Source organism: Zhouia spongiae (assembly GCF_022760175.1).
Classification (GTDB): Bacteria; Bacteroidota; Bacteroidia; order Flavobacteriales; family Flavobacteriaceae; genus Zhouia; species Zhouia spongiae.
In genome coordinates this window covers 1,440,835-1,461,617 of record NZ_CP094326.1, presented here as the reverse complement: position 1 = coordinate 1,461,617, position 20,783 = coordinate 1,440,835, and the positions used below count along the sequence as shown (strand labels likewise).

The window sequence follows — 20,783 nt, the reverse complement described above, 5'->3', positions numbered from 1 at the left end:
AAATTTTACCTAATGGAGGGAAAAAAGTATGCCTTTTTATTCTTATTTATCTTTACTGCTTTTTTAGCAGCACCCTCTGTTATCAGTATTATTAAATCGGATGCTGACACTTCTGTCTTCTTCAGTGTTGCTGAAGAAGAAAATAAAAGTTCAAATTCTGTTGCTGAAAAAGACTATGTGTTTTCCCATCATAATTTCAGCAATTACTTTTTATCCGATAACAAAAAAGACAATGCTGACTTTGCATATATCGACAACTATTATCCGTCGATAATCGTAAACAAGCATTGCCCTCCTCCGGAAACCGGAGTATAAACCCCTATTTTTTCTAACTTTATTAATTGTGGATGCCCCTGCATCCATACCCCCTATTCATTAATAACTTAAATTAAGTATTTATATGAAAAAATTATTCTCTAACATCAAAGGAGATGCCTTTGGTGGTATAACTGCCGGTATTGTAGCATTACCATTAGCCCTCGCATTCGGTGTAAGTTCCGGCTTAGGACCAAGTGCTGGTCTATATGGCGCTATATTTATTAGTTTCTTTGCCGCCATGTTTGGTGGTACTAACACCCAGATTTCAGGTCCTACAGCACCTATGACCGCAGTAAGCATGGTCGTTATTGCCGGAATTATTGCGGCCAATGACGGCGATGTAAACAAAGCTTTACCTGCCATTCTAACGGTATTTTTGCTAGCTGGACTTATGCAAATCGGACTTGGAGCATTGGGTTTAGGAAAATATATCAGGTACATCCCTTATCCTGTTGTTTCAGGATTTATGACTGCTATCGGCGTTATCATACTTATAACTCAGATTCTTCCTGCCGTTGGATACTATCCGAAAGAAGACGATGAATTTGTAGACACTTTTAAACCCCAGGCCGAAGAGGTTATTCTTGAAAACATTTTAAAAGAAGAAGCAGGTGAAGGTATCCTGGTTTTAGAAAATTTCAAAGAAACTATTAATAGAGCTGAGCTTGTTACTGAAGCGGACATATTAAAAGAATCTCAGACATTGGCTGCGAAAGAAGCTTCAGGAGTTCTTGGTACTTTTAAAGTTCTCGGAAGAGCTCTTAGCAACGTGAGCTTGCTTGAATTAATACTGGCATTGGGAACAATTTTTATCATATATGGATTCAAACGCATCACGACTGCGGTACCAAGCACATTAGTTGCACTGATCGTAATGTCCGGAATAGCTGTAGGATTCGGACTCGAATACAGACCGATTGAGGAAATCCCTAGCGGTTTTCCGATTCCTAATATGGAGATTTTCAGCTCTTTTCAATTAAGCAGCGTCACTCCATATATATTTACAGCGTTAACCCTTGCATTGCTTGGGGCAATTGACTCTTTATTGACCAGTGTTGTTGCAGACAACATGACTAAAACCAAACACAAACCCAATAAAGAATTGATCGGTCAGGGTATTGGTAATAGTATAGGTGCTATATTTGGAGGTCTCCCCGGTGCCGGAGCTACCATCCGTACTGTTGTAAACATTCAGTCGGGAGGTAAAACCAAATTGTCGGGCATGATTGCCGGCATAATGTTATTGGTCATCTTATTGGCACTAGGCCCGGTAGCATCAAAAATCCCGGCTGCTGTATTAGCCGGTATACTTATTACCGTGGGTATCGGCGTTATGGATTACAAAGGCCTGAAAGCAATTCCGAGTCTTCCGAAAGATATTAAACTGGGACCGTTAAAATTAAGTTCAGAAGTTTTAATAATGTTAGTAGTTTTACTGTTATCGACATTTTGGAACTTGGTGTACGCTGTAGGTATTGGTTTGGTAATCGCTTCTTTGATGTTTATGAAGAAGATAGGAGACCTCACTGCCGAGCGATCGGACGTTAAATCCCTTGCTAAGGAAAGAGCATGGGAAGATGAAAAAGATTTCCCCGAAAAACTTAAAGAGGAAGTCTTTATAAAACATCTTAAAGGACCTTTGTTTTTTGGTTCTACCAGCGATTTTCAGAGCCTGGCAAAACAAATCCCCTATACGGCTTCCACTGTGGTCATAAGATTGGGACGTATGCAATATATGGATCAATCGGGACTATATGCAATGGAAGATGTATTACAAGAATTAATTAAAAAGAATGGTACTAAAGTACTGTTTGTTGATTTACTGAAACAACCTCGGTATATGATGGAACGTATTGATATCATACCGGACCTGATTCCGGAAGAACATATATTCAAAACATTTAAAGAGTGTACTCAGTGGATTAAAGAAAATGTAAAAGACGAATATTAAAAGAGAAAATTATTATGAAACTAGAAAATGTTTTTAAAAACAACGAAAACTGGGTTAAAGAGAAATTAAGTCTTGAATCAAACTATTTTGAAGAATTAGGAAAAGGACAAAGTCCTGAACTCCTTTACATAGGATGTTCAGACAGCCGTGTTACTGCGGAAGATATGATGGGTGCCAAACCGGGAGAAGTTTTTGTACATAGAAACATTGCCAATATGGTAATCAGCATTGACCTGAACGCCATGTCGGTACTTAATTATGCAGTAGAGCATTTAAAAGTACAGCATGTGGTGGTTTGTGGTCACTATGCCTGCGGAGGAGTTAAAGCAGCTATGCAGTCGGCCGATCTGGGAATCTTAAACCCATGGTTACGTAATATCCGCGATGTATACAGGCTTCATAAAAATGAGCTGAACGCTATCGAAGACGAAGACAAAAGATACGATCGCCTGGTTGAATTAAACGTTCAGGAACAATGCGTAAATCTTATTAAGACGGCAGCAGTTCAAAAAGCGTACAGAGAGCGTGGGCTAAAAGTTCACGGATGGGTTTTCGATGTTCACAGCGGAAAACTCATCGATCTTAAGATCGACTTCGATACTATCCTGAAAAACATCATGGAAATTTATCATCTTGACTAAAAAATCTGGGGCTGAAATTAATATTTCAGCCCCTATTATTTCCCTCCTCTTCTTCTTTTAACACATACTTAAAGACAGTTGCACCGGCCTCTTTTACCGGTCGGTACAACACCGATTCTTCCATTGCCTTTTCATCTACAAAACTGAAAATGTTGTTACTTCGGTCGATAAAAACAAGTATGGCACCTGCTATAATTATAATTTTAAGTCCACCAAAAACACCTCCCAATATCCTGTTCAACAAACCTAGTGCTACAATATGTGCAATCTTGGTCAGTAGTTTACCCAGCAGGTACACCAAAAATACAATAACGACAAAGGTAATGGCAAAAGCTGTCAGGTTTATGTATTGTTCGTCCCAATCCAGCTTTTCCCTGAGGTAATCTCCGGCAAAATAAGAAAAGTGAATAGCCCCATATATCCCGAGAATAAGCGCAACCAATGAAGCCAGCTCTATAAAAAGTCCTTTCATCAACCCTCTTACAAACCCGAAAAGGATTAATCCGCCCAGAACAATATCAATAAAATTCATATAGCGTATTTTTTCATCGTAAATATACAACTAATAACCACTTGTGTATTTTAACACTTTAACACTCTCATAAAAAGGCAGGAGGAAAAGATGGGTTTTGTAACTTTGCACCCATCAAATAAGAATGAAACCGTGAAAAGAGACGACGATTTAAAAGATCACTGGGATAAAGTTGTAACCGATCTGTCAAACCAGTTTGCAGACGGCGATACATTAGACTTAGATGCCATAATATACCTGATAGGTGTCCAGGAATTAGGACAGCTCAACAGAAAATTTAAAAAGGACGATAAGGTAAACCTGATGCACATTGCCATTTGCAGGCTTTTGGAGCCTTATGGATATTACGAATTTGATTATTTTGATAACGAAGGATGGCCTCACTATAAAAGCAAAGAAGAACTTCCTACTTTAAAAGCCGGCGAACAAAGTGTCTTAATGAAAGAAGCTATTGTGCATTACTTCAGAGAACGCGATTTTTTTTAATTACAACCAATCAACTTCCATAAGTTATTAATTGAGCAAAAAATAATTAACTTTGCCGCTCTTTAAAAGTATCCGAACAAATGATCGATAAGATAAAGGAACACATCGCAGAAGTAGAAAACTTCAACGCTGAAACCATAGAGGCAGTTGAAACCTTCCGTATTAAATACCTGGGTAAAAAAGGAATTTTAAACGATTTTTTCGCTGAGTTTAAAAATGTTCCCAATGAGCAAAAGAAAGAATTCGGACAGGTTATCAACCTTTTAAAGAAAACAGCCGAAGATAAGGTAAATGCCATAAAAGACCTTTTGGAGAGCAAAGAAGACGACAAAGGGATTTACGGTGATCTTACACGGCCCGCCGAGCCAATTCAATTAGGGAGCAGACATCCTATTTCAATTGTAAAAAATCAGATCATCGATATCTTTTCCCGTATCGGCTTCAATGTATCCGAAGGGCCTGAAATTGAAGATGACTGGCACAATTTCACTGCTTTAAACTTACCTGAATACCATCCGGCAAGAGACATGCAGGATACATTCTTTATCCAGACGGATCCTGATATTTTATTACGTACCCATACCTCATCGGTACAGGTGCGATACATGGAAGAGAACAAACCTCCGATAAGAACCATTTCTCCGGGTAGAGTTTACAGAAATGAAGCTATATCTGCACGGTCGCACTGCTTTTTTCATCAGGTAGAAGGCTTGTATATAGACAAAGGTGTTTCTTTTGCAGACCTTAAACAAACACTCCAGTATTTTACTACCGAGATGTTCGGAAAGTCAAAGATCAGACTAAGGCCTTCTTATTTTCCGTTTACGGAACCAAGTGCAGAGGTAGATGTATACTGGGGCCTGAATAATGAGATCGATTATCGGATCACAAAAGGTACAGGTTGGTTAGAGATCATGGGTTGTGGAATGGTAGACCCGAATGTTTTAGATAATTGCGGAATCGATTCTAAAGAGTACTCCGGGTTTGCTTTTGGTATGGGCATAGACCGTATAGCCCTGCTGTTACATCAAATACCGGACATCAGGATGTTAAGTGAGAACGATGTTCGATTTTTAGAACAGTTCAAATCGGCACTTTAATCGCTTGTTCGCATGAAAAAGGATATCCGGATACCTGTTTCAGAAAACATTCATGTAGCTATTATTCACGAGTGGAATGAAGAGTTTCAATGTAATGACTGGAACGCTTATCTGATCAACAATAGCGACTCTGCTGTTGAAATGGTGTTTGTAAGCACACATGGATATGCCGAGACTGTAAAAACATCTACAATGAGACATGGCCTGGGAACCATCAGTGCTAAGTCTCATGCCAAAATAGAACTACTTCACGAAGATGTTCTCAAACTGAATAACGAATTCTTCGTTTCTTATTTTGGCCAACGGGACGGAAAACTATACGAGAAAAAGTTTCTGTTCAGAAAAAATACCATTAACGAAAGAGCCATGAGAGACATTCCTGTTATGAACTGCAAAGGAATCCTGGCTTAACACCCTTATTTACCTCCGGTTTTCCCCTCTTAAAACTTTAACACCCTTTTAACTTCTGTTGGTTCGGCAAAAACCGAACTAATCGTATTTTTGCATAAAATAATTTATCCGGAAATGTTGACTGAAAGTTTATTAGAAGAAAAGAAAGAATTAATTGAAGAATTAGGGGTGTACTTCGAAAACTCTGAAGACATGCCTCCCCTGTCTGCAAGAATATTTTCTTTACTTGTCCTGTCAGAATTCAGCGGGGTAACATTCGATACCATAGTAGAAAGTTTAGGAGCAAGCAAAAGCTCTACCTCTACAAACCTCCAACTGTTACAGAGCTCGGGTATTGTTTGTTACTGTACCAGACCAGGTGACAGAAAGCGATATTTTAAGGTTGACACCCACCACATCATCAACAGGCTTGATAAAAAAATTGAAATGTGGGAAAAAGAACGAAAACTCCATTTAAAAGTCAGCAACTTTAAAATGAGGCTCCATAAACAACAGAATACCTATAGCGATAAATTACCCGGCATTCAATATGCCAACAACTATTCTGTCTTTATAGAAGATGTAATTAAAAATTTAATAAGACTAAAAGAAAAAACCTCTGCATTAATTAACGAACAACAATCATGAGAAAGCAATTATTAAATGTTTCCTTGGTCATAGCAACGGCTGTATTAGCCATCAGTTGCGGTAATTCAGAAGCTAAACAACAAGCTGCTCCCGGAGCAATGCCTTACCCTACTGTAAAGGTCGAAAAAAGGTCGGTCAAAGATCATACCAGCTACCCTGCCAGCATAGAGGGTGTAGTAAACAGCCAGGTTCGGGCCAAAGTATCCGGATACATACAAGAAGTACTTGTAGATGAGGGAGAAGTAGTAAAAAAAGGACAACGTTTGTTCAGACTTGAAACTCAATCACTATCGCAAGATGCTCAGGCAGCAAAGGCCAGAGTAAATGTAGCTCAGGTAGAAGTAGATAAACTTGAGCCTCTGGTTCAAAAAAACATTATCAGCGCTGTACAACTTGAAACCGCTAAAGCTAATCTTGAACAAGCTAAGAGCAACTATAGAAGTATCGCCGCAAATATCGATTATGCCAACATTAAAAGTCCTGTAAACGGTGTAGTAGGAAGCATCCCTTTTAGAAAAGGGAACCTGGTAAGCCCTCAGGATGCTCAGCCGTTAACCACAGTTTCAGACATTAAAAACGTATATGCTTATTTTTCACTGAACGAAAAAGAGCTTATTGCTTTTATGAGAAACATGGAAGGAAAGACTTTAGATGAAAAAGCTAAAAATATTCCCGACGTTGAGCTTCTGTTAGCTGATGGTTCTGTATATGGACATCCCGGAAAGATCGAGACTATTACCGGAGCTGTTAATCCAAACACGGGTACCGTTTCATTCCGGGCTACATTTCCAAATCCCGAAGGGTTATTAAGAAACGGAAGTAGCGGTAAAGTATTACTACCAAGGCATATGGACGACGCTCTTATAGTACCTGAAATGTCTACATTTGAACAACAAGGGAAACGTTTTGTTTACATCGTTAACGATGATGACTCACTAATAACTAAAGCAATAACGAGCATTGCCGGATCTGACGGGTTACTTGTAGTTTCTGAAGGATTACAAGAAGGAGACCAGATTCTTGCCAAAGGAGTAAGTAAGGTACGCCCGGGCATCAAAATAGTGCCGCAACCGACAAGTATCGACAGCATTGTGAACTCATTCAATAAAGTATTTAAATAAACAGCTATGCTCAAGAAATTTATAGAAAGACCCGTTCTTTCTACCGTAATATCAATTATTATTGTGATGCTGGGTGTTCTTGGGTTTTACACCCTGCCTGTTACACAATATCCTGATATAGCGCCTCCTACGGTTCAGGTTAATGCCACCTATCCGGGGGCAAATGCGGAAACCATACTGGAAAGTGTTATCATTCCGATAGAAGAACAAATAAACGGGGTTGAAGGGATGACCTATATGACCTCATCTGCCAGTAACAATGGTAGTGCAAACATCACCGTATATTTCGAACAAGGTGTCGATCCGGACATTGCCGCTGTAAACGTGCAAAACCGTGTAGCCCGTGCAAATGCTTTGCTTCCTGCCGAAGTGATCCGCTCAGGTGTTATTACCCAGAAACAACAAACCTCGGCTCTGATGTATGTTGCAATGTATTCGGAGAATCCCGATTATAATGACACCTATGTGCAAAACTATCTCAATATAAATGTCAGACCGGCTATACAGCGTATATCGGGGGTTGGTGATGTAAGTGTTTTCGGTGGTAAGGATTATTCAATGCGTATCTGGATCGACCCTACCAAACTTGCTTCCTACGGTGTAACAACAACCGAAGTCGTACAAGCCATCGGCGAGGAGAGTTTAGAAGCAGCAGCGGGTTCAATCGGACAAAACTCAAAGCAGTCGTTTGAATATGTAATTAAATATAAAGGCCGTTATAAAACCGCTGAAGAATACGATAATATTATTATCAAATCTTTAGGAAACGGTCAGTTTTTACGATTAAAAGATGTGGCAAAAGTAGAACTAGATGCTTTTTCCTATAGTTCAATCTCAAGATCGAAAGGGTATCCGGGAGTTAACTTTGGTATATTCCAGACTGCCGGATCAAATGCACAGGAAATTATCAAGGAAGTTTATGACAAACTGGATGAGCTGGAAAAAGATTTCCCTGAAGGTGTTCACTATTTGGTAAACTACGACACCAATAAATTCTTAACTGCGTCTATGAACAAAGTTAAGCACACGCTTATAGAAGCCTTTATCCTGGTTTTCTTTGTGGTGTTTATCTTCTTACAGGATTTTAAATCGACACTGATCCCTGCCATTGCAGTTCCGGTAGCGATTATAGGTACATTTTTCTTCCTGGGTGTCTTCGGGTACTCTATCAACCTCTTAACACTTTTTGCTCTTATTCTGGCCATCGGTATTGTGGTGGATGATGCGATTGTGGTGGTTGAAGCGGTCCATGCCAAACTGGAAGAAGGATATGATTCAGCCAGAAAAGCATCTGTTTCTGCAATGAGTGAGATCAGCGGTGCTATTATTTCCATCACACTCGTAATGGCAGCCGTGTTTGTGCCTATTACCTTTATCCAGGGTCCTTCGGGTGTATTCTATGAGCAGTTTGGTGTAACCCTTATTGTTGCAATCCTTATTTCTGCGGTAAACGCCTTAACATTGAGCCCGGCTCTTTGTGCGATATTCCTAAAACCACATACGGACAAACACGAAAAGAAAGGTTTATTACAAAGATTCTATGCAGCCTTTAACGCAGCTTTTAACGCTACCACCAATAAATACGTTAAATCACTAGGCTTCCTGGTAAAACACAAATGGATAACGGGGGGGATATTAGCTCTTGCTGTTATTGCTATCATTTGGGCTAATAACACCACACCGACAGGATTCGTTCCTACAGAAGACAGAGGGGTTATTTTCGTAAACGTTGAATTACCTCAAGGTTCTTCTCTCGACAGGACTTATAGTGTTACCGACGATCTGTATAAGACAATGAGTTCTATAGAAGGTATTAAAACTGCTTCTATCATTAATGGTCAGAACTTCTTCTCGGGTGCAGGTAGTTCGTATGCAATGGGCTTCATTATATTGAACGACTGGGAAGAAAGAGAAACTGATGCCACGTCAGTAAATGGAATTTTGGGTCAGTTGTATGCAAGAACTGCAACTATGGCCGATGCGAATATCATATTCTTTACACCTCCGAGTATTCCGGGCTTTGGTTCATCAGACGGATTTGAAATGAGATTATTAGATCGTACTTCGGGAGACCTGAAGGACCTTGATAAGGTAGCCAAAGAATTTGTAGGAGCATTAAATCAAAGGCCCGAAGTAGGATTTGCTTCGAACTCTTTCAGTACTAATTTCCCTCAGTTGGAGCTGGATGTTAATATCCCGAAAGCAAAAGAAGCAGGTGTAAGCGTAAGTAGTATTTTAGCAACGCTGCAAGGCTATATCGGTGGATATTACGCCGCCGACTTTAGTAGATTCGGTAAGCAGTTCAGAGTATATGTACAATCAGACCCTGAAGATCGTAAAGATATCTCCAGCCTGAACAGTATGTATGTTAAAAACAATAAAGGCGAAATGGCCCCGGTTTCTGAGTTCGTTACTCTTGATCGTGTTTATGGTCCGCAAACAGTAAGTCGTTTTAACTTGTTTAATTCGGTAACAGTTAACGGTTCCGCAACTCCCGGCTACAGTTCCGGTGATGCCATTAAGGCCGTCACAGAAGTTGCTGAAGAACACTTGCCTAATAACTACGAAGTTGCTTTCTCCGGTATTACAAGAGAAGAGATTGCTTCAGCAGGTTCATCCGGTATCGTGTTTATATTAAGTATTGTATTCGTTTACTTCCTGCTGGCTGCTCAGTATGAAAGTTACATCCTGCCGTTCTCGGTATTGTTATCGCTGCCGGTAGGTGTTGCAGGAGCTTATATATCGACCAAATTTGCCGGTTTGGAGAACAATATATATTTCCAGATCGCACTTATCATGCTTATAGGTCTTTTGGCTAAAAATGCCATCCTGATCGTAGAGTTTGCGAAACAGCGCCGGGAACAGGGACTCTCTATTACCGATGCTGCTATCGCAGGTGCCAAATCGCGTCTGAGGCCGATTTTAATGACCTCCTTTGCATTCATCCTCGGTTTAATGCCATTGGTATTAGCTAAAGGGGTAGGTGCGGAAGGTAACAATTCAATCGGTACAGGTGCTGCCGGAGGTATGCTTATCGGTACAATTATCGGAGTGTTTATCATCCCGGTACTATTTATCGTCTTCCAGTGGTTACAAGAAAAAGTTACCGGTGCTCCGGAAGTAAAGTTAGAAACAGAAGAAGCATAAACATAGATTATGAAAAGAACATATATATATAAATTCTTATTGCTGTCAGTTGTTGCCTTCACAGTACAATCGTGCTTCGTTGCCAAAAACTACGAACGCCCTGAATTAGAAGAGGCCGACAGTTTATACAGAACAGACAACCTCCCTCAGGATAGTATATCGGCCGCCGATATATCCTGGAGGGACCTATTCTCAGATCCGCTGCTGGAAGGGTATATCGAGGAAGGGCTACAAAACAACATCGATATCCGAATTGCCCTTCAGCAGGTAATAGCCGCCGAAGCTTATATGAAACAAGGAAAAGCAGGTTATTTACCATCGTTAAACGGCAATACTTCAGTTACGCATCAGGAACTGGCAGGCAATAGCCAGTTCGGGTCGTTTTTTGACGGATCGATACAACAATACGACCTGTCTGCAAACCTTTCGTGGGAAGCAGATATCTGGGGAAAAATAAGAAGCAACAGAAGAGCTACGCAAGCTTCCTACCTGCAAAGTATCGAAGCCCATAAGGCTGTTAAAACGGTTTTAGTTGCCCAGATCGCTTCTACTTATTACCGGTTGGTTGCTCTAGATGCGCAATTGGAGGTAACGGAAGAAACAATTATTAACAGAACCAATAGCTTAGAAACCATCAAAGCTTTAAAAGAAGCCGGTAATGTTAACCAGGTTGCAGTCGACCAAACAGCGGCCCAACTTTATAACGCACAAGCGCTACAGGTAGATATCGAACGTACTATTTTCCAGACTGAGAATGCCATGAGTATTTTACTCGGAAAAGCAGCACAGGGGTACGAGAGAAACAAACTGGAAGAACAAACAGTTAAAAACGATCTGGAAATAGGACTCTCTTCTTTATTATTAAGAAACAGACCTGATATCATGGCTGCTGAATATGGATTGGTAAATGCTTTTGAACTTACAAACGTAGCCAGAAGCAGCTTTTACCCGTCAATAACACTTTCGGCAACAGGTGGTTTTCAAAGTATCGAATTTGATAAATGGATTGATGCCGGTTCGTTGTTTGCCAATCTTGTTGGTGGACTTGCACAGCCCATTTTTAACAAAAGGAAGATCCGTACACAATACGAAGTAGCCAAAGCACAACAAGAACAAGCCTTGTTAAATTTTAAAAAGTCGTTGTTGGTTGCAGGTCAGGAAGTATCTGACGCTTTATATACTTTAAATGCCGAAACTGATAAATACGAATACAGGGAAAAAGAAGTAGAGGCATTAAGACAAGCTGAAACCAATTCAGAAGAATTGCTGAACAGCGGTTATGCAACCTATCTTGATCTTTTAACGGCACGACAAAATGCTCTAAATGCCGAACTCAATGTAATAGACACGAAGCTAAATCAGTTGCAATCTGTTATTACATTATACCGTTCACTCGGTGGAGGTTGGCATTAATACAATTCATGATTGTTTGGTTGGTTAGTGGAACTGTCCTGTCTTTCTTAGTCTCTTGAAGCAGGACAGTTTCTTTTTTATCGCAATGGAAATCCTTTAGCTGCCCACCAGGGATGCACTTCAATAACCAGACGTCCGGCTTTAACCATCGGATCTAAATTTGCCAGACTGTCTGCCATTTTTAGTGTAGGTACATTGTAAATGGTAATTCCTCTTATCTCTCCATCATCACCAAAAGGTCCGGAAATATCTGCATAACCTTCTTCATACATTTTTCCCAAATGACCCAAATGAAGTTTCTGTAAACTATCCGCTTCTTCTTTGGTTTGAGATCGCTGCGGTCCCTTTTTTAAAAAAGCAATAAAGTATTGCTGCATCAGGATCGTATCCTTTGTTTTTGCATCTACATAATCGAATAACTGATACCCTTCTTTTAATAGCTTCTTTTTAAGATTGGCTATTGTTTCCTTTTCTTCATCAACAGATATCTCAGCTGTAATAGCTTCAATAGCTTTTACCTCTTCAGGACTTTTCTCAGACGCGTTTTCGTTTTTACATCCAACGAGACTAATTAAACATAAAAATAATGCAAGGTGTTTCATAAGTTCCATGTTTTATATGGTTGTTTACTGAGTTGAGAATTATAATATCGTATATCGCCGGTTACTTCATCGCCAAGCCATCCGGGCCTTTCAAAGTTTTCATCTTCACTCGCCAGCTCCACCTCGGCAACTATCAATCCTTCGTTATCGCCAAAAAACTCATCGACTTCAAAAACATGATTCCCCAGTACAACCTCGTATCGCATCTTATCAATAACCCCTTCTTCACACAGATTCAACAACGATTCTGCTTCCTGTACAGGTACTTCCCTCTCCCATTCAAAACGGGTAGTTCCGTTGGCAGAAGACTTTCCCTTAACGGTTAAAAATCCCTTGCCGCCTTTTATTCTCACCCTTACTGTTCTATTTGGATGCGAGTTTAAAAAACCCTGTACGATTCGTTGGTTCGTTTCCGCATCATTTTTAAAATCGGCAGACTTTACCAAAAACTTACGCTCTATCTCTATCATATTCTCTCGGCTATTTCTTTTATTTTATCGCTTTTTATTCTAGGTGTTTTGTAATCGTTTATAACCAGCCACAACATTGTACTAACAATCGTTTCCGGGTGTATAGACTTATATTTTTTTATCGGGCCTACCATAACCCAATTCATGGCCTTCATCAACTGCTTGGCCATATATTCGCCGGCACGTTTCTCGCTTCTCTTTCCTCCGATCAATGAAGGCTGCAATATATATGTACGCGGTATCCCCTGCTTCAAGACAGCTGTTTCCATTTCTCCTTTGATCCGGTTATAAAAAACACGGCTGTTGATATTGGCTCCAAGTGCCGAAATTACAATAAAAGTACCGATTTTGTTTTGTGCACATAATCCGGCTGCCGCCACCGGAATCCCGCAATCAATCTTCCGGTAAGTTTCCTGATCGGGAGTCTTGGCTGCCGTAGTTCCTACACAGCAAAAAACCACATCGGCAGTAAAATCTTTTTGGTGCTTTTCCAGTTCGAATACATCAATAATATACTCCTTCAGTTTAGGATGCTTCTTCCGCAAGGGGCTTCGTGTAAACACTTTCACCCTCTCATATGCCTCATCTTTCAGTAGCCCTTCTAAAAGCATCCCCCCGGTTAAACCTGTTGCACCAAGTATGATTGCTGTTTTATTCATACGCCTAAATTACACTAAATTTGTGGTATGGAACAACGTCCGCCAGATAGAAAAATAATCCACGTCGATATGGATGCCTTTTACGCTTCGGTTGAACAAATGGACAACCCCGAACTAAAAGGAAAAGCTATTGCTGTGGGTGGCGGTGAAAAGCGTGGTGTTGTTTCTGCCGCCAGTTACGAGGCCAGAAAGTTTGGTGTTAGAAGCGCCATGAGTGGCTACCTGGCAAAAAAGAAATGTCCGGAGCTCGTTTTTGTTAAGCCTCGTTTCGACAGGTATAAAGAGCTTTCTAAAAAAATACGAAAGATCTTTTTCGACTATACCGACCTGGTAGAACCGCTATCGCTCGATGAGGCTTATCTTGATGTTACCGAAAACAAAAAAGGAATTCCCTCGGCAACACTTATTGCCAAAGAAATACGGCAACGCATTAAAGACGAGATCGGACTCAATGCTTCTGCAGGCATCTCCATCAATAAGTTCATTGCCAAAGTGGCCAGCGATTTCAATAAACCTAACGGACAAAAAACGGTGCCACCCGAAGAAGTAACGCAATTTTTAGAAGCGTTAGACATTCGCAAGTTCTATGGGGTAGGCAAGGTAACGGCAGAAAAAATGTATCAGCTGGGAATTTTTACCGGAAAAGACCTGAAGGAAAAGCCTGTTGAATTTCTTAGCAGTCATTTTGGCAAAAGCGGTTCTTTCTATTACCATGTGGTACGCGGTATACATAACAGTCCGGTAAAACCACACCGGATACCTAAATCGGTTGGTGCCGAACGTACTTTTTTTGAAAACCTGAGCAGTGAGGTTTTTATGTTCGAAAAATTAGAACGTATTGCCGATGAACTTGAAAAGCGACTAAAAAAAAGTAAGATCTCAGGTAAGACCATTACCCTGAAAATAAAATACAGCGATTTCGAACAGCAGACCCGCAGCAAAACCCTGCCTTATTTTATAGCCGATAAACATTTAATATTAGACACGGTAAAAGAATTACTCTACCAGGAAAAACCTCATAATTCTGTTCGATTGCTCGGTATTTCAGTATCTAATCTAAATACCGAAAAGAAAAAAGATATTTCCGAAAAACCGCTTTCCATACAACTCCAGTTCGATTTTTAGCGGATAAAAAGAGTCCCGGGAAACTCAGGAAGGCTTTTAAACCTTTTCCAAAAGAAACACCCTACAGTAAAGCAACCCTTTTAAGAAACTTCCATCTTTAAATTAAATACCAAACGAAATCAGAATAACAACAAAAGACTATAAATTTTACAGCCGTTTATTGTAATATCATTAGATAATTTCAAACAGATGAAAAACACCTTATTAAAGCTCCTGTTTATTATTTGCTTAGCCTTCACGCTTGTCAATTGTTCAAAAAGCGATAATACAAACCAGCCGCCTGATTCAGACGATTCGGGTCAGCTTACCAAAATAGAAACAGTATTGAACGGCAATGACCAAAACCTAATAGAACTGCTTCATAAAGTCAGGGGCAGTGTAGGGAAAAGGGGGCCGGGGTCTAAAACCTTATGGAGCAGAAAAAACGACTACGGTTTGGGTCTATATATCAGTGCAAACCATGTTTATGGCCTGAACGGCTGGAGTTCTGATGATGCTGAATACTTCGACACTACTGCTGAAAACCTGGGAATATTTGAAACCTCGCAGATGCCTCCTCCAAATGGAGGTATAACATTGGGAGATATGTTAATATCAGATTTCCCCCTGATGCATTTTGCCATCTCTCCTTCAGCTACCAACACTACCATCCTTCCGGAAGAAGATTTCTACATCGGGATTATCGATAATCAGCGGGTAGAGCAAAGTCAATTTCCACAATACCCTGATCTGGTAAATACCAATACCCCGCTGGAAATGTTTGATCCGGAAAATCGTTCGAAAGCCGATGAAACATGGAACACTCCCGATACCGGAGAAAATGTACTGGCCCTGGGTTATCCGCAGGATAGTGATACATATCCCAATGGAGCTGTTGCCTACGGAAAGGTGTTATCTGATTCTGAAGCACAGGAAATCATTACCAAATTACAGGAGGCCGGTGATCCGGAAGGCGATATTCCGTACAATTCCGATGCTGAGTTCTTTATCGATGCTCAGGGCATAGCCGGTATGAGCGGTGGGGGAGTTTTTAATTCGGAAGGACAGTTGACAGGCATAATGGTAAGAGCCAGCGATACTGAAAATGCTCCTAAAATTATCAGGGCAGTACGAATATCTTACATTAAAGCAAAGATGACCGCATTCTACAACTCTTTATCCCAAACAGAAAGAAATAAGATAGCTCCTTTTATAAACGGAGAAATCTAAAAGAAATTCCAAAACCACGATTAAACGAGTTACTTTTATACATTATTAAGGTTTCCCCGCTAACACTAGCATCACACTCGTGCCATAAAACCCAACAACACCATGATAAATACGATTCGGTCGGCAAATAAAATTTGCTGTCAGACTAACGACAACCTTCTAGGTAGACCTTCCAAAGGTATATCAGCCTACAACTATTTTAGCTACCTTGCACTCTGTTACAAAATCTAAGAACACAAATCGATATGAGGTGAGAATATCATTAATCTCAACCTTGTCTTTATTATTCATTCCAGCCTAATTATAAAAAAAACATCTGAGCATAAATGAACATTGAAGTAACAGAAAGACCTAAAGAACAAGACGCAAAAACAATCAGTCAAGGAATCATTGACTTTAATAACGCTAAAATACCGGACCTGGAACCCATTGAAAAAGAAGTGAAGTTTTTCGTTTTTGTCCGAAATAAGTTAGATCAGGTTATTGGAGGAGTAAGAGCAACCTGTTTTTGGAACACCTTGCATATAGAATTACTTTGGTTATCGGAAGATTGTCGGGGAAAAGGCGTCGGAAAAGATTTAATGAATGCTACTGAAAGCTTCGCTAAAGAAAAGGGTTGTGAAAAAGCTTTTGTAGAAACTACAAGCTGGCAGGCAAAACCTTTTTATGAAAAAGTAGGATATGTTCATATAGCGACAATAAACGACAGACCCAAAGGTTATGCTTCACATTATTTGACTAAAGATCTAATCTGATTAAGATGATACCTCTTAAAGAAATATCGATTCTATAGTCGCTTTTACTACCTTTACTCGATCATCGAGGTTTAGTCCTGATAACATATATCGGTGTTCCGACTTTTGTTTTGTGAAATACCCCCGAAAAAAATTTCATAGGGCTTGCTTCGAAATACTTTTAGGTTTTCCTTTTAACCTGTCCGTTCCATTCAGGCGGGTGTCTCATGAGCCTGCTCCGAGATAATTAATTTTTTTACAACATGCAAAAAACAATGACCCCAATAGAAAATTTAAAAAAACTGGGATATAAACTTCCTGACGTTTCCACACCAGGCGGAAATTATGTGTCAGTTAATATCAGAGAGAACATAGCATATATAGCAATCCAGTTTCCGATCTTAAATAACAACTATCAATTTCAGGGCCGCTTAGGAACGGAAATCTCAACCGAAGCAGGTTATAAAGCAATGGAGCTGTGTGCATTGAATGTTTTGGCACAAGTACATCATAAAATAGGGTTTGATAATATCGTTGGTTTAAACCATATTGATGCGTATTTCCAATCGGGATTTGATTGGGACGAATCACCCGTCGTTGTTAACGGAGCTTCAGATTTGTTCGTGAAAATCCTTGATAACAAAGGCACTCATTCCAGGGCAATCTTCGGTGTTGAAAAGCTTCCGCGAAACTTTAGTGTCGGACTTACAGCATCGTTCACTATTAAAAAACAAACGGCCCCGGAGTAATAAATCCCAATGGACGGGTATAACAGCTTCGATTTCAGCCGCTTCCCCTTCCCTGAAGGCTATAGGATAAAACGATAGCAGCGAAAATAATGAACTGTATAAACAGAATTCTGACTGGCAATGACAAAGATTAAAATAAATAACAATTTTTTCGTAATAACAGGCGGTCCCGGTGTTGGAAAAACTACCGTTCTAAAAGAATTAGAAAACAGAAACTATAAGGTTATTCCCGAAATTGCCCGTGAACTGATAAGGGAACAAAACCAAAATAACGGAAATGCCCTGCCATGGAAAAACAAGGAACTATACAAAGATCTGATGTTTGAACGTTCGGTAAAAAGCTTTGAACAGACAGGGAGAACGGAAAACAAGGAAAAACCGGTCTTTTTTGACCGGGGTTTTTTAGATGCTGTTTGTTATGCAAAACTCATTGGCTCTGAAATAAGCGAACAAATGGAATCTTATGCAAAAAAGTGGCGATATCATAAAAATGTATTTATTTTCCCCCCATGGCGCGATATCTACGAAAAAGACAACGAAAGAAAACAGGATTGGAATGAAGCTGTTCTGACATTTGAAAAAATGACCGAGACCTATAAAAATTATGGATATGCAATTATTGAAATCCCAAAAATGCCTGTGAACGAAAGGGTAGAGTTTATTTTAGGTCTTATAGAACAAACTACTCCGGCAGAATAAGAAATACAGCTATTTTTTTCTGCTTTCAGCTTGTTAATTATTTCTAAAACCGACAACGAAATATCTTACATCTTTTTATTTTTGGAGTATCAAAAAAAAGTAGTATTAAAAAGCCTTTGCGGCAACCAGTTGTAATTCGTCAATCTATGATTTTACCTTTATTCCTGAGCATTATTTTTATAGCACTCGGCCTTGTTCATTACAACTGGGTTATTGGAGGTAATTTCGGACTGGCTGTAGCCCTGCCCACCGACGAAAACGGGAAAAGGGTCTTAAACCCGAAAAAAGCAGATAGTGCCATTGTAGGTACGGGACTGATAGCTTTTGGCGTTTTTTACCTGATCGGTGCCGGGGTACTTAAAGCCAGCCTTCCGGACTGGATTTTCAATTACGGTGGCTGGATCATCCCGTCCATCTTTTTGCTCCGTGCTGTCGGGGAGTTTAAATATGTAGGCTTCTTTAAAAAGATAAAACAAACCCCTTTTGGAAAAATGGACACAAAGCTCTTTTCACCCTTGTGCCTCTTTATTGCCGTTGCCGGCTTTGCCATTCAGTTACTGAACTAATACTGCGTTATTCTTAGTTACAATCACAGCAGAAAGAAAATGGAAGACCTACTGAACTTCATACAAACACATCTATACGAGCCATGCCATCTGAAGATCGAAGCACTGAAACCAGGTAGTGAAGGTAAAGAATATCATGCCTGCGAATTTGAATTAAACGGATCCAGGATTATAAGCAGAACAGCCAGGATCACCCCGAAAAAAACAGGACAGTTCGTTACATGCTGGAAACGCGATAAGGACGGCATTACAACACCGTTCTGCGAACACGACACCTTCGACTATCTCGTTATTAATATCAGAAAAGAAGATGCCTTCGGACAATTTGTTTTCCCGAAGTCAGCCCTGATAGATAAAGGGATCGTCTCTGCCCGAGAGAAGGAAGGCAAAAGGGGATTCAGGGTTTACCCTGCCTGGGATATCCCCGGAAACAAACAGGCCGAAAAAACTCAAAAATGGCAATTGGATTACTTTTACCAACTAGAAGAAACCGCCAATACCGGTACCTTATTCAAACTATACAGTAATAGCTATTAAGAAAAATATTCAAAACAATTATAAACCAAAAATTACGCTTAAATAACATTTAAATTATTGACCATGACATACACAAACATAAAATACCTGGCATATACCCTTACTCTCGGCCTTTTTATTTCTTGTAGTAGCGACGACGCTAATGAAAATCCGGCAAACAGTATCTATATCGACATTCCGGATGCAAATTTTGAATCGAAACTGATCAGCCTGGGTATAGACTCCGATCAGGAGATCAACCGGAAAATGTTAAGAACAGATGCCGAAAAGGTAACTTCGCTCGATATCAGCTCTCAGCATGCTGGTGATGAAATAGAAGACCTCACCGGAATAGAAGGTTTCATCAACTTAACAAAACTTGAGGCCGTGATGAATAGCCTGAGCCAGATTGACCTGAGTGCAAACAAGGCTCTTGATTCAATATATCTTGCAGGAAATCGAATCGAAAATATAGATATCAGCAATAACACCAAATTAAAGATGTTAAATGTCGACGCGAATATCCTAACTTCTATTACCGGTATTGCAGATGCTAAACAATTAAAAACCCTTAGCGCATCATTTAACTTTCTGGAAACTATCGATCTTGACAGTGAATCTTTAGAAACGCTCTATATTGAAACTAACGACCTGAAAAGCCTCAATACAGAAAAGGCTGTAAACCTGAAAACACTATTCGCAAGGAATAACCAAATCACCTCATCCATTGACCTTACTAACAACAAACAACTAGAGGTTGTTACCCTTACAAACAATCGGCTAGCCGAGCTCAATTTAGGTCAACATGCGAATCTGAAATCCCTGTACATTTCGGAGAACTCACTGTCTCAGCTTGATGTAAGCGGACTTAGTGCGTTGATCGACCTAAGGATAAGAGACAATTCGGATCTGCTGTGTGTTCAGATAAACGATGGCCAGGACATCCCTACGGTACACAAATCCGACTATCAGAATTTAAACACTGATTGTAATTAGGCAATCATCTCCATACTAAACAACTGTTTTTCAGATCTCACAGGTTTTAAAAACCTGTGAGGGCTTTTGCCAAACTGAAAAAGAAATAGTCTTCTATATCACACCTTTGTCATAAGTTTAAAACTATTCTGCTGTTGTAAGAATAAAATTTGCTTTATTTTTACAACAGAAATTTTGCAGTACTTGTCAATTTGATTGAGGTTCGACGTAAAGTTGATTAATAGGGAATTGTGTGTAAATCACAAGCTGACGCGCAACTGTAAGTAACATTAAAGGTTTTATCACTTGGGTTTGTTGACACTTCCAGAAAAGATTGATTTTTAAAGATATTTTATGTCTATCGAGGCATTTTTGACGATTTACGCCATAGCGTAATGAGGAGGAAATAACGATAAGAGGCTGAAAATAGATTAAAAAGCAACTTTGAGTGTGTAGTGTTTACAAGCCTATCATCCACTGTCCGACCAAAAACGATGGGAAGGAAGATAAAAACGTTACAAGCCAGGAGACCTGCCTTATGTCATAATGATTTTGCTTTCGCGATTTAAAGCAAGGATCGAATATTGATATTTTACCACTATCTGTTTAAGGTGCCCTTTGGGGATACCCCGGCTATTGGTATCTATCTATAACGGCTTCTTTAGATCGGCATTAACAAAAAAGCATCCCGTAGTGTAAAGTTTTTTAAATGTTTATGTATCATTTTTTAAA

22 protein-coding genes and 1 riboswitch are annotated in these 20,783 nt (G+C 39.8%); of the genes, 18 read left to right on the top strand and 4 right to left on the bottom strand.

The features are described from left to right. Window positions 1-12 precede the first annotated feature (12 nt). The 3 genes from MQE36_RS06370 (at window position 13) to MQE36_RS06360 (ending at window position 2,910) form a co-directional block, all read left to right on the top strand. Entirely contained in the window at window positions 13-315 is a 303-nt protein-coding gene (locus MQE36_RS06370; RefSeq protein ID WP_242938336.1) for a hypothetical protein, read from the top strand. An 85-nt stretch (window positions 316-400) separates the two neighbouring features. After that, complete coding sequence (locus tag MQE36_RS06365) at window positions 401-2,269, top strand: SulP family inorganic anion transporter (RefSeq protein WP_242938335.1); 1,869 nt, start codon at window positions 401-403, stop codon at window positions 2,267-2,269. Window positions 2,270-2,283: 14 nt separating this feature from the next. Then, window positions 2,284-2,910: a carbonic anhydrase gene (locus MQE36_RS06360; RefSeq protein WP_242938334.1), complete on the top strand. Its 627-nt coding sequence runs from the start codon at window positions 2,284-2,286 to the stop codon at window positions 2,908-2,910. A 25-nt stretch (window positions 2,911-2,935) separates the two neighbouring features. Here MQE36_RS06360 and MQE36_RS06355 read toward each other — a convergent pair whose 3' ends face one another. Further along, window positions 2,936-3,442: a CvpA family protein gene (locus MQE36_RS06355; protein ID WP_242938333.1), complete on the bottom strand. Its 507-nt coding sequence runs from the start codon at window positions 3,440-3,442 to the stop codon at window positions 2,936-2,938. Between the two features lie 132 nt (window positions 3,443-3,574). On the opposite strand from MQE36_RS06355, the gene MQE36_RS06350 reads away from it, so the two are divergent. From MQE36_RS06350 to MQE36_RS06320, 7 genes are all read left to right on the top strand, one after another. Next, complete coding sequence (locus tag MQE36_RS06350; protein ID WP_242938820.1) at window positions 3,575-3,928, top strand: hypothetical protein; 354 nt, start codon at window positions 3,575-3,577, stop codon at window positions 3,926-3,928. An 80-nt stretch (window positions 3,929-4,008) separates the two neighbouring features. Next, complete coding sequence (gene pheS, locus MQE36_RS06345) at window positions 4,009-5,028, top strand: phenylalanine--tRNA ligase subunit alpha (protein WP_242938332.1); 1,020 nt, start codon at window positions 4,009-4,011, stop codon at window positions 5,026-5,028. Window positions 5,029-5,040: 12 nt separating this feature from the next. Continuing rightward, entirely contained in the window at window positions 5,041-5,439 is a 399-nt protein-coding gene (locus MQE36_RS06340; protein WP_242938331.1) for a hypothetical protein, read from the top strand. Window positions 5,440-5,553: 114 nt separating this feature from the next. Further along, a complete protein-coding gene (locus tag MQE36_RS06335; RefSeq protein ID WP_242938330.1) occupies window positions 5,554-6,066 on the top strand; it encodes a GbsR/MarR family transcriptional regulator in 513 nt (170 codons plus the stop codon). Further along, window positions 6,063-7,187 (top strand): efflux RND transporter periplasmic adaptor subunit, encoded by a 1,125-nt coding sequence (locus tag MQE36_RS06330; protein ID WP_242938329.1) that lies wholly within the window; start codon window positions 6,063-6,065, stop codon window positions 7,185-7,187. The genes MQE36_RS06335 and MQE36_RS06330 overlap by 4 nt, the downstream gene beginning before the upstream one ends. A 6-nt stretch (window positions 7,188-7,193) precedes the next feature. Further along, on the top strand, window positions 7,194-10,334 hold the full coding sequence (locus MQE36_RS06325) for an efflux RND transporter permease subunit (protein WP_242938328.1): 3,141 nt from the start codon (window positions 7,194-7,196) through the stop codon (window positions 10,332-10,334). Between the two features lie 9 nt (window positions 10,335-10,343). Beyond that, entirely contained in the window at window positions 10,344-11,747 is a 1,404-nt protein-coding gene (locus MQE36_RS06320; RefSeq protein ID WP_242938327.1) for an efflux transporter outer membrane subunit, read from the top strand. Window positions 11,748-11,824: 77 nt separating this feature from the next. Here MQE36_RS06320 and MQE36_RS06315 read toward each other — a convergent pair whose 3' ends face one another. From MQE36_RS06315 to MQE36_RS06305, 3 genes are read right to left on the bottom strand one after another with little or no spacing between them, the layout of a single operon-like run. Beyond that, on the bottom strand, window positions 11,825-12,349 hold the full coding sequence (locus MQE36_RS06315) for a YciI family protein (protein ID WP_242938326.1): 525 nt from the start codon (window positions 12,347-12,349) through the stop codon (window positions 11,825-11,827). Beyond that, complete coding sequence (locus MQE36_RS06310) at window positions 12,346-12,819, bottom strand: CYTH domain-containing protein (protein ID WP_242938325.1); 474 nt, start codon at window positions 12,817-12,819, stop codon at window positions 12,346-12,348. Before MQE36_RS06310 ends, MQE36_RS06315 begins: the two co-directional genes overlap by 4 nt. After that, complete coding sequence (locus MQE36_RS06305; RefSeq protein ID WP_242938324.1) at window positions 12,816-13,478, bottom strand: NAD(P)H-binding protein; 663 nt, start codon at window positions 13,476-13,478, stop codon at window positions 12,816-12,818. The genes MQE36_RS06310 and MQE36_RS06305 overlap by 4 nt, the downstream gene beginning before the upstream one ends. 27 nt (window positions 13,479-13,505) lie before the next feature. On the opposite strand from MQE36_RS06305, the gene dinB reads away from it, so the two are divergent. The 8 genes from dinB (at window position 13,506) to MQE36_RS06265 (ending at window position 20,072) form a co-directional block, all read left to right on the top strand. Continuing rightward, on the top strand, window positions 13,506-14,603 hold the full coding sequence (gene dinB, locus MQE36_RS06300) for a DNA polymerase IV (RefSeq protein WP_242938323.1): 1,098 nt from the start codon (window positions 13,506-13,508) through the stop codon (window positions 14,601-14,603). Between the two features lie 189 nt (window positions 14,604-14,792). Continuing rightward, window positions 14,793-15,812 (top strand): S1 family peptidase, encoded by a 1,020-nt coding sequence (locus MQE36_RS06295; protein WP_242938322.1) that lies wholly within the window; start codon window positions 14,793-14,795, stop codon window positions 15,810-15,812. Window positions 15,813-16,138: 326 nt separating this feature from the next. Further along, complete coding sequence (locus MQE36_RS06290; RefSeq protein ID WP_242938321.1) at window positions 16,139-16,567, top strand: GNAT family N-acetyltransferase; 429 nt, start codon at window positions 16,139-16,141, stop codon at window positions 16,565-16,567. Between the two features lie 254 nt (window positions 16,568-16,821). Then, the gene (locus MQE36_RS06285) at window positions 16,822-17,295 is read left to right on the top strand and encodes a RidA family protein (RefSeq protein WP_242938320.1); all 474 of its coding nucleotides are present in this window, start codon (window positions 16,822-16,824) and stop codon (window positions 17,293-17,295) included. Window positions 17,296-17,415: 120 nt separating this feature from the next. Further along, window positions 17,416-17,994 carry an AAA family ATPase gene (locus MQE36_RS06280; RefSeq protein WP_242938319.1) on the top strand — a complete coding sequence of 193 codons (579 nt, stop codon included), beginning with the start codon at window positions 17,416-17,418 and terminating at the stop codon, window positions 17,992-17,994. 146 nt (window positions 17,995-18,140) lie between these two features. Continuing rightward, a complete protein-coding gene (locus tag MQE36_RS06275) occupies window positions 18,141-18,560 on the top strand; it encodes a DUF3995 domain-containing protein (protein ID WP_242938318.1) in 420 nt (139 codons plus the stop codon). A 39-nt stretch (window positions 18,561-18,599) separates the two neighbouring features. Beyond that, a complete protein-coding gene (locus MQE36_RS06270) occupies window positions 18,600-19,097 on the top strand; it encodes a MepB family protein (RefSeq protein WP_242938317.1) in 498 nt (165 codons plus the stop codon). A 63-nt stretch (window positions 19,098-19,160) separates the two neighbouring features. After that, window positions 19,161-20,072, top strand: coding sequence for a leucine-rich repeat domain-containing protein (locus MQE36_RS06265; protein ID WP_242938316.1), 912 nt, complete (start codon window positions 19,161-19,163; stop codon window positions 20,070-20,072). Window positions 20,073-20,410: 338 nt separating this feature from the next. After that, a riboswitch (cobalamin riboswitch) is annotated at window positions 20,411-20,604 on the top strand. Window positions 20,605-20,783: the final 179 nt, after the last annotated feature.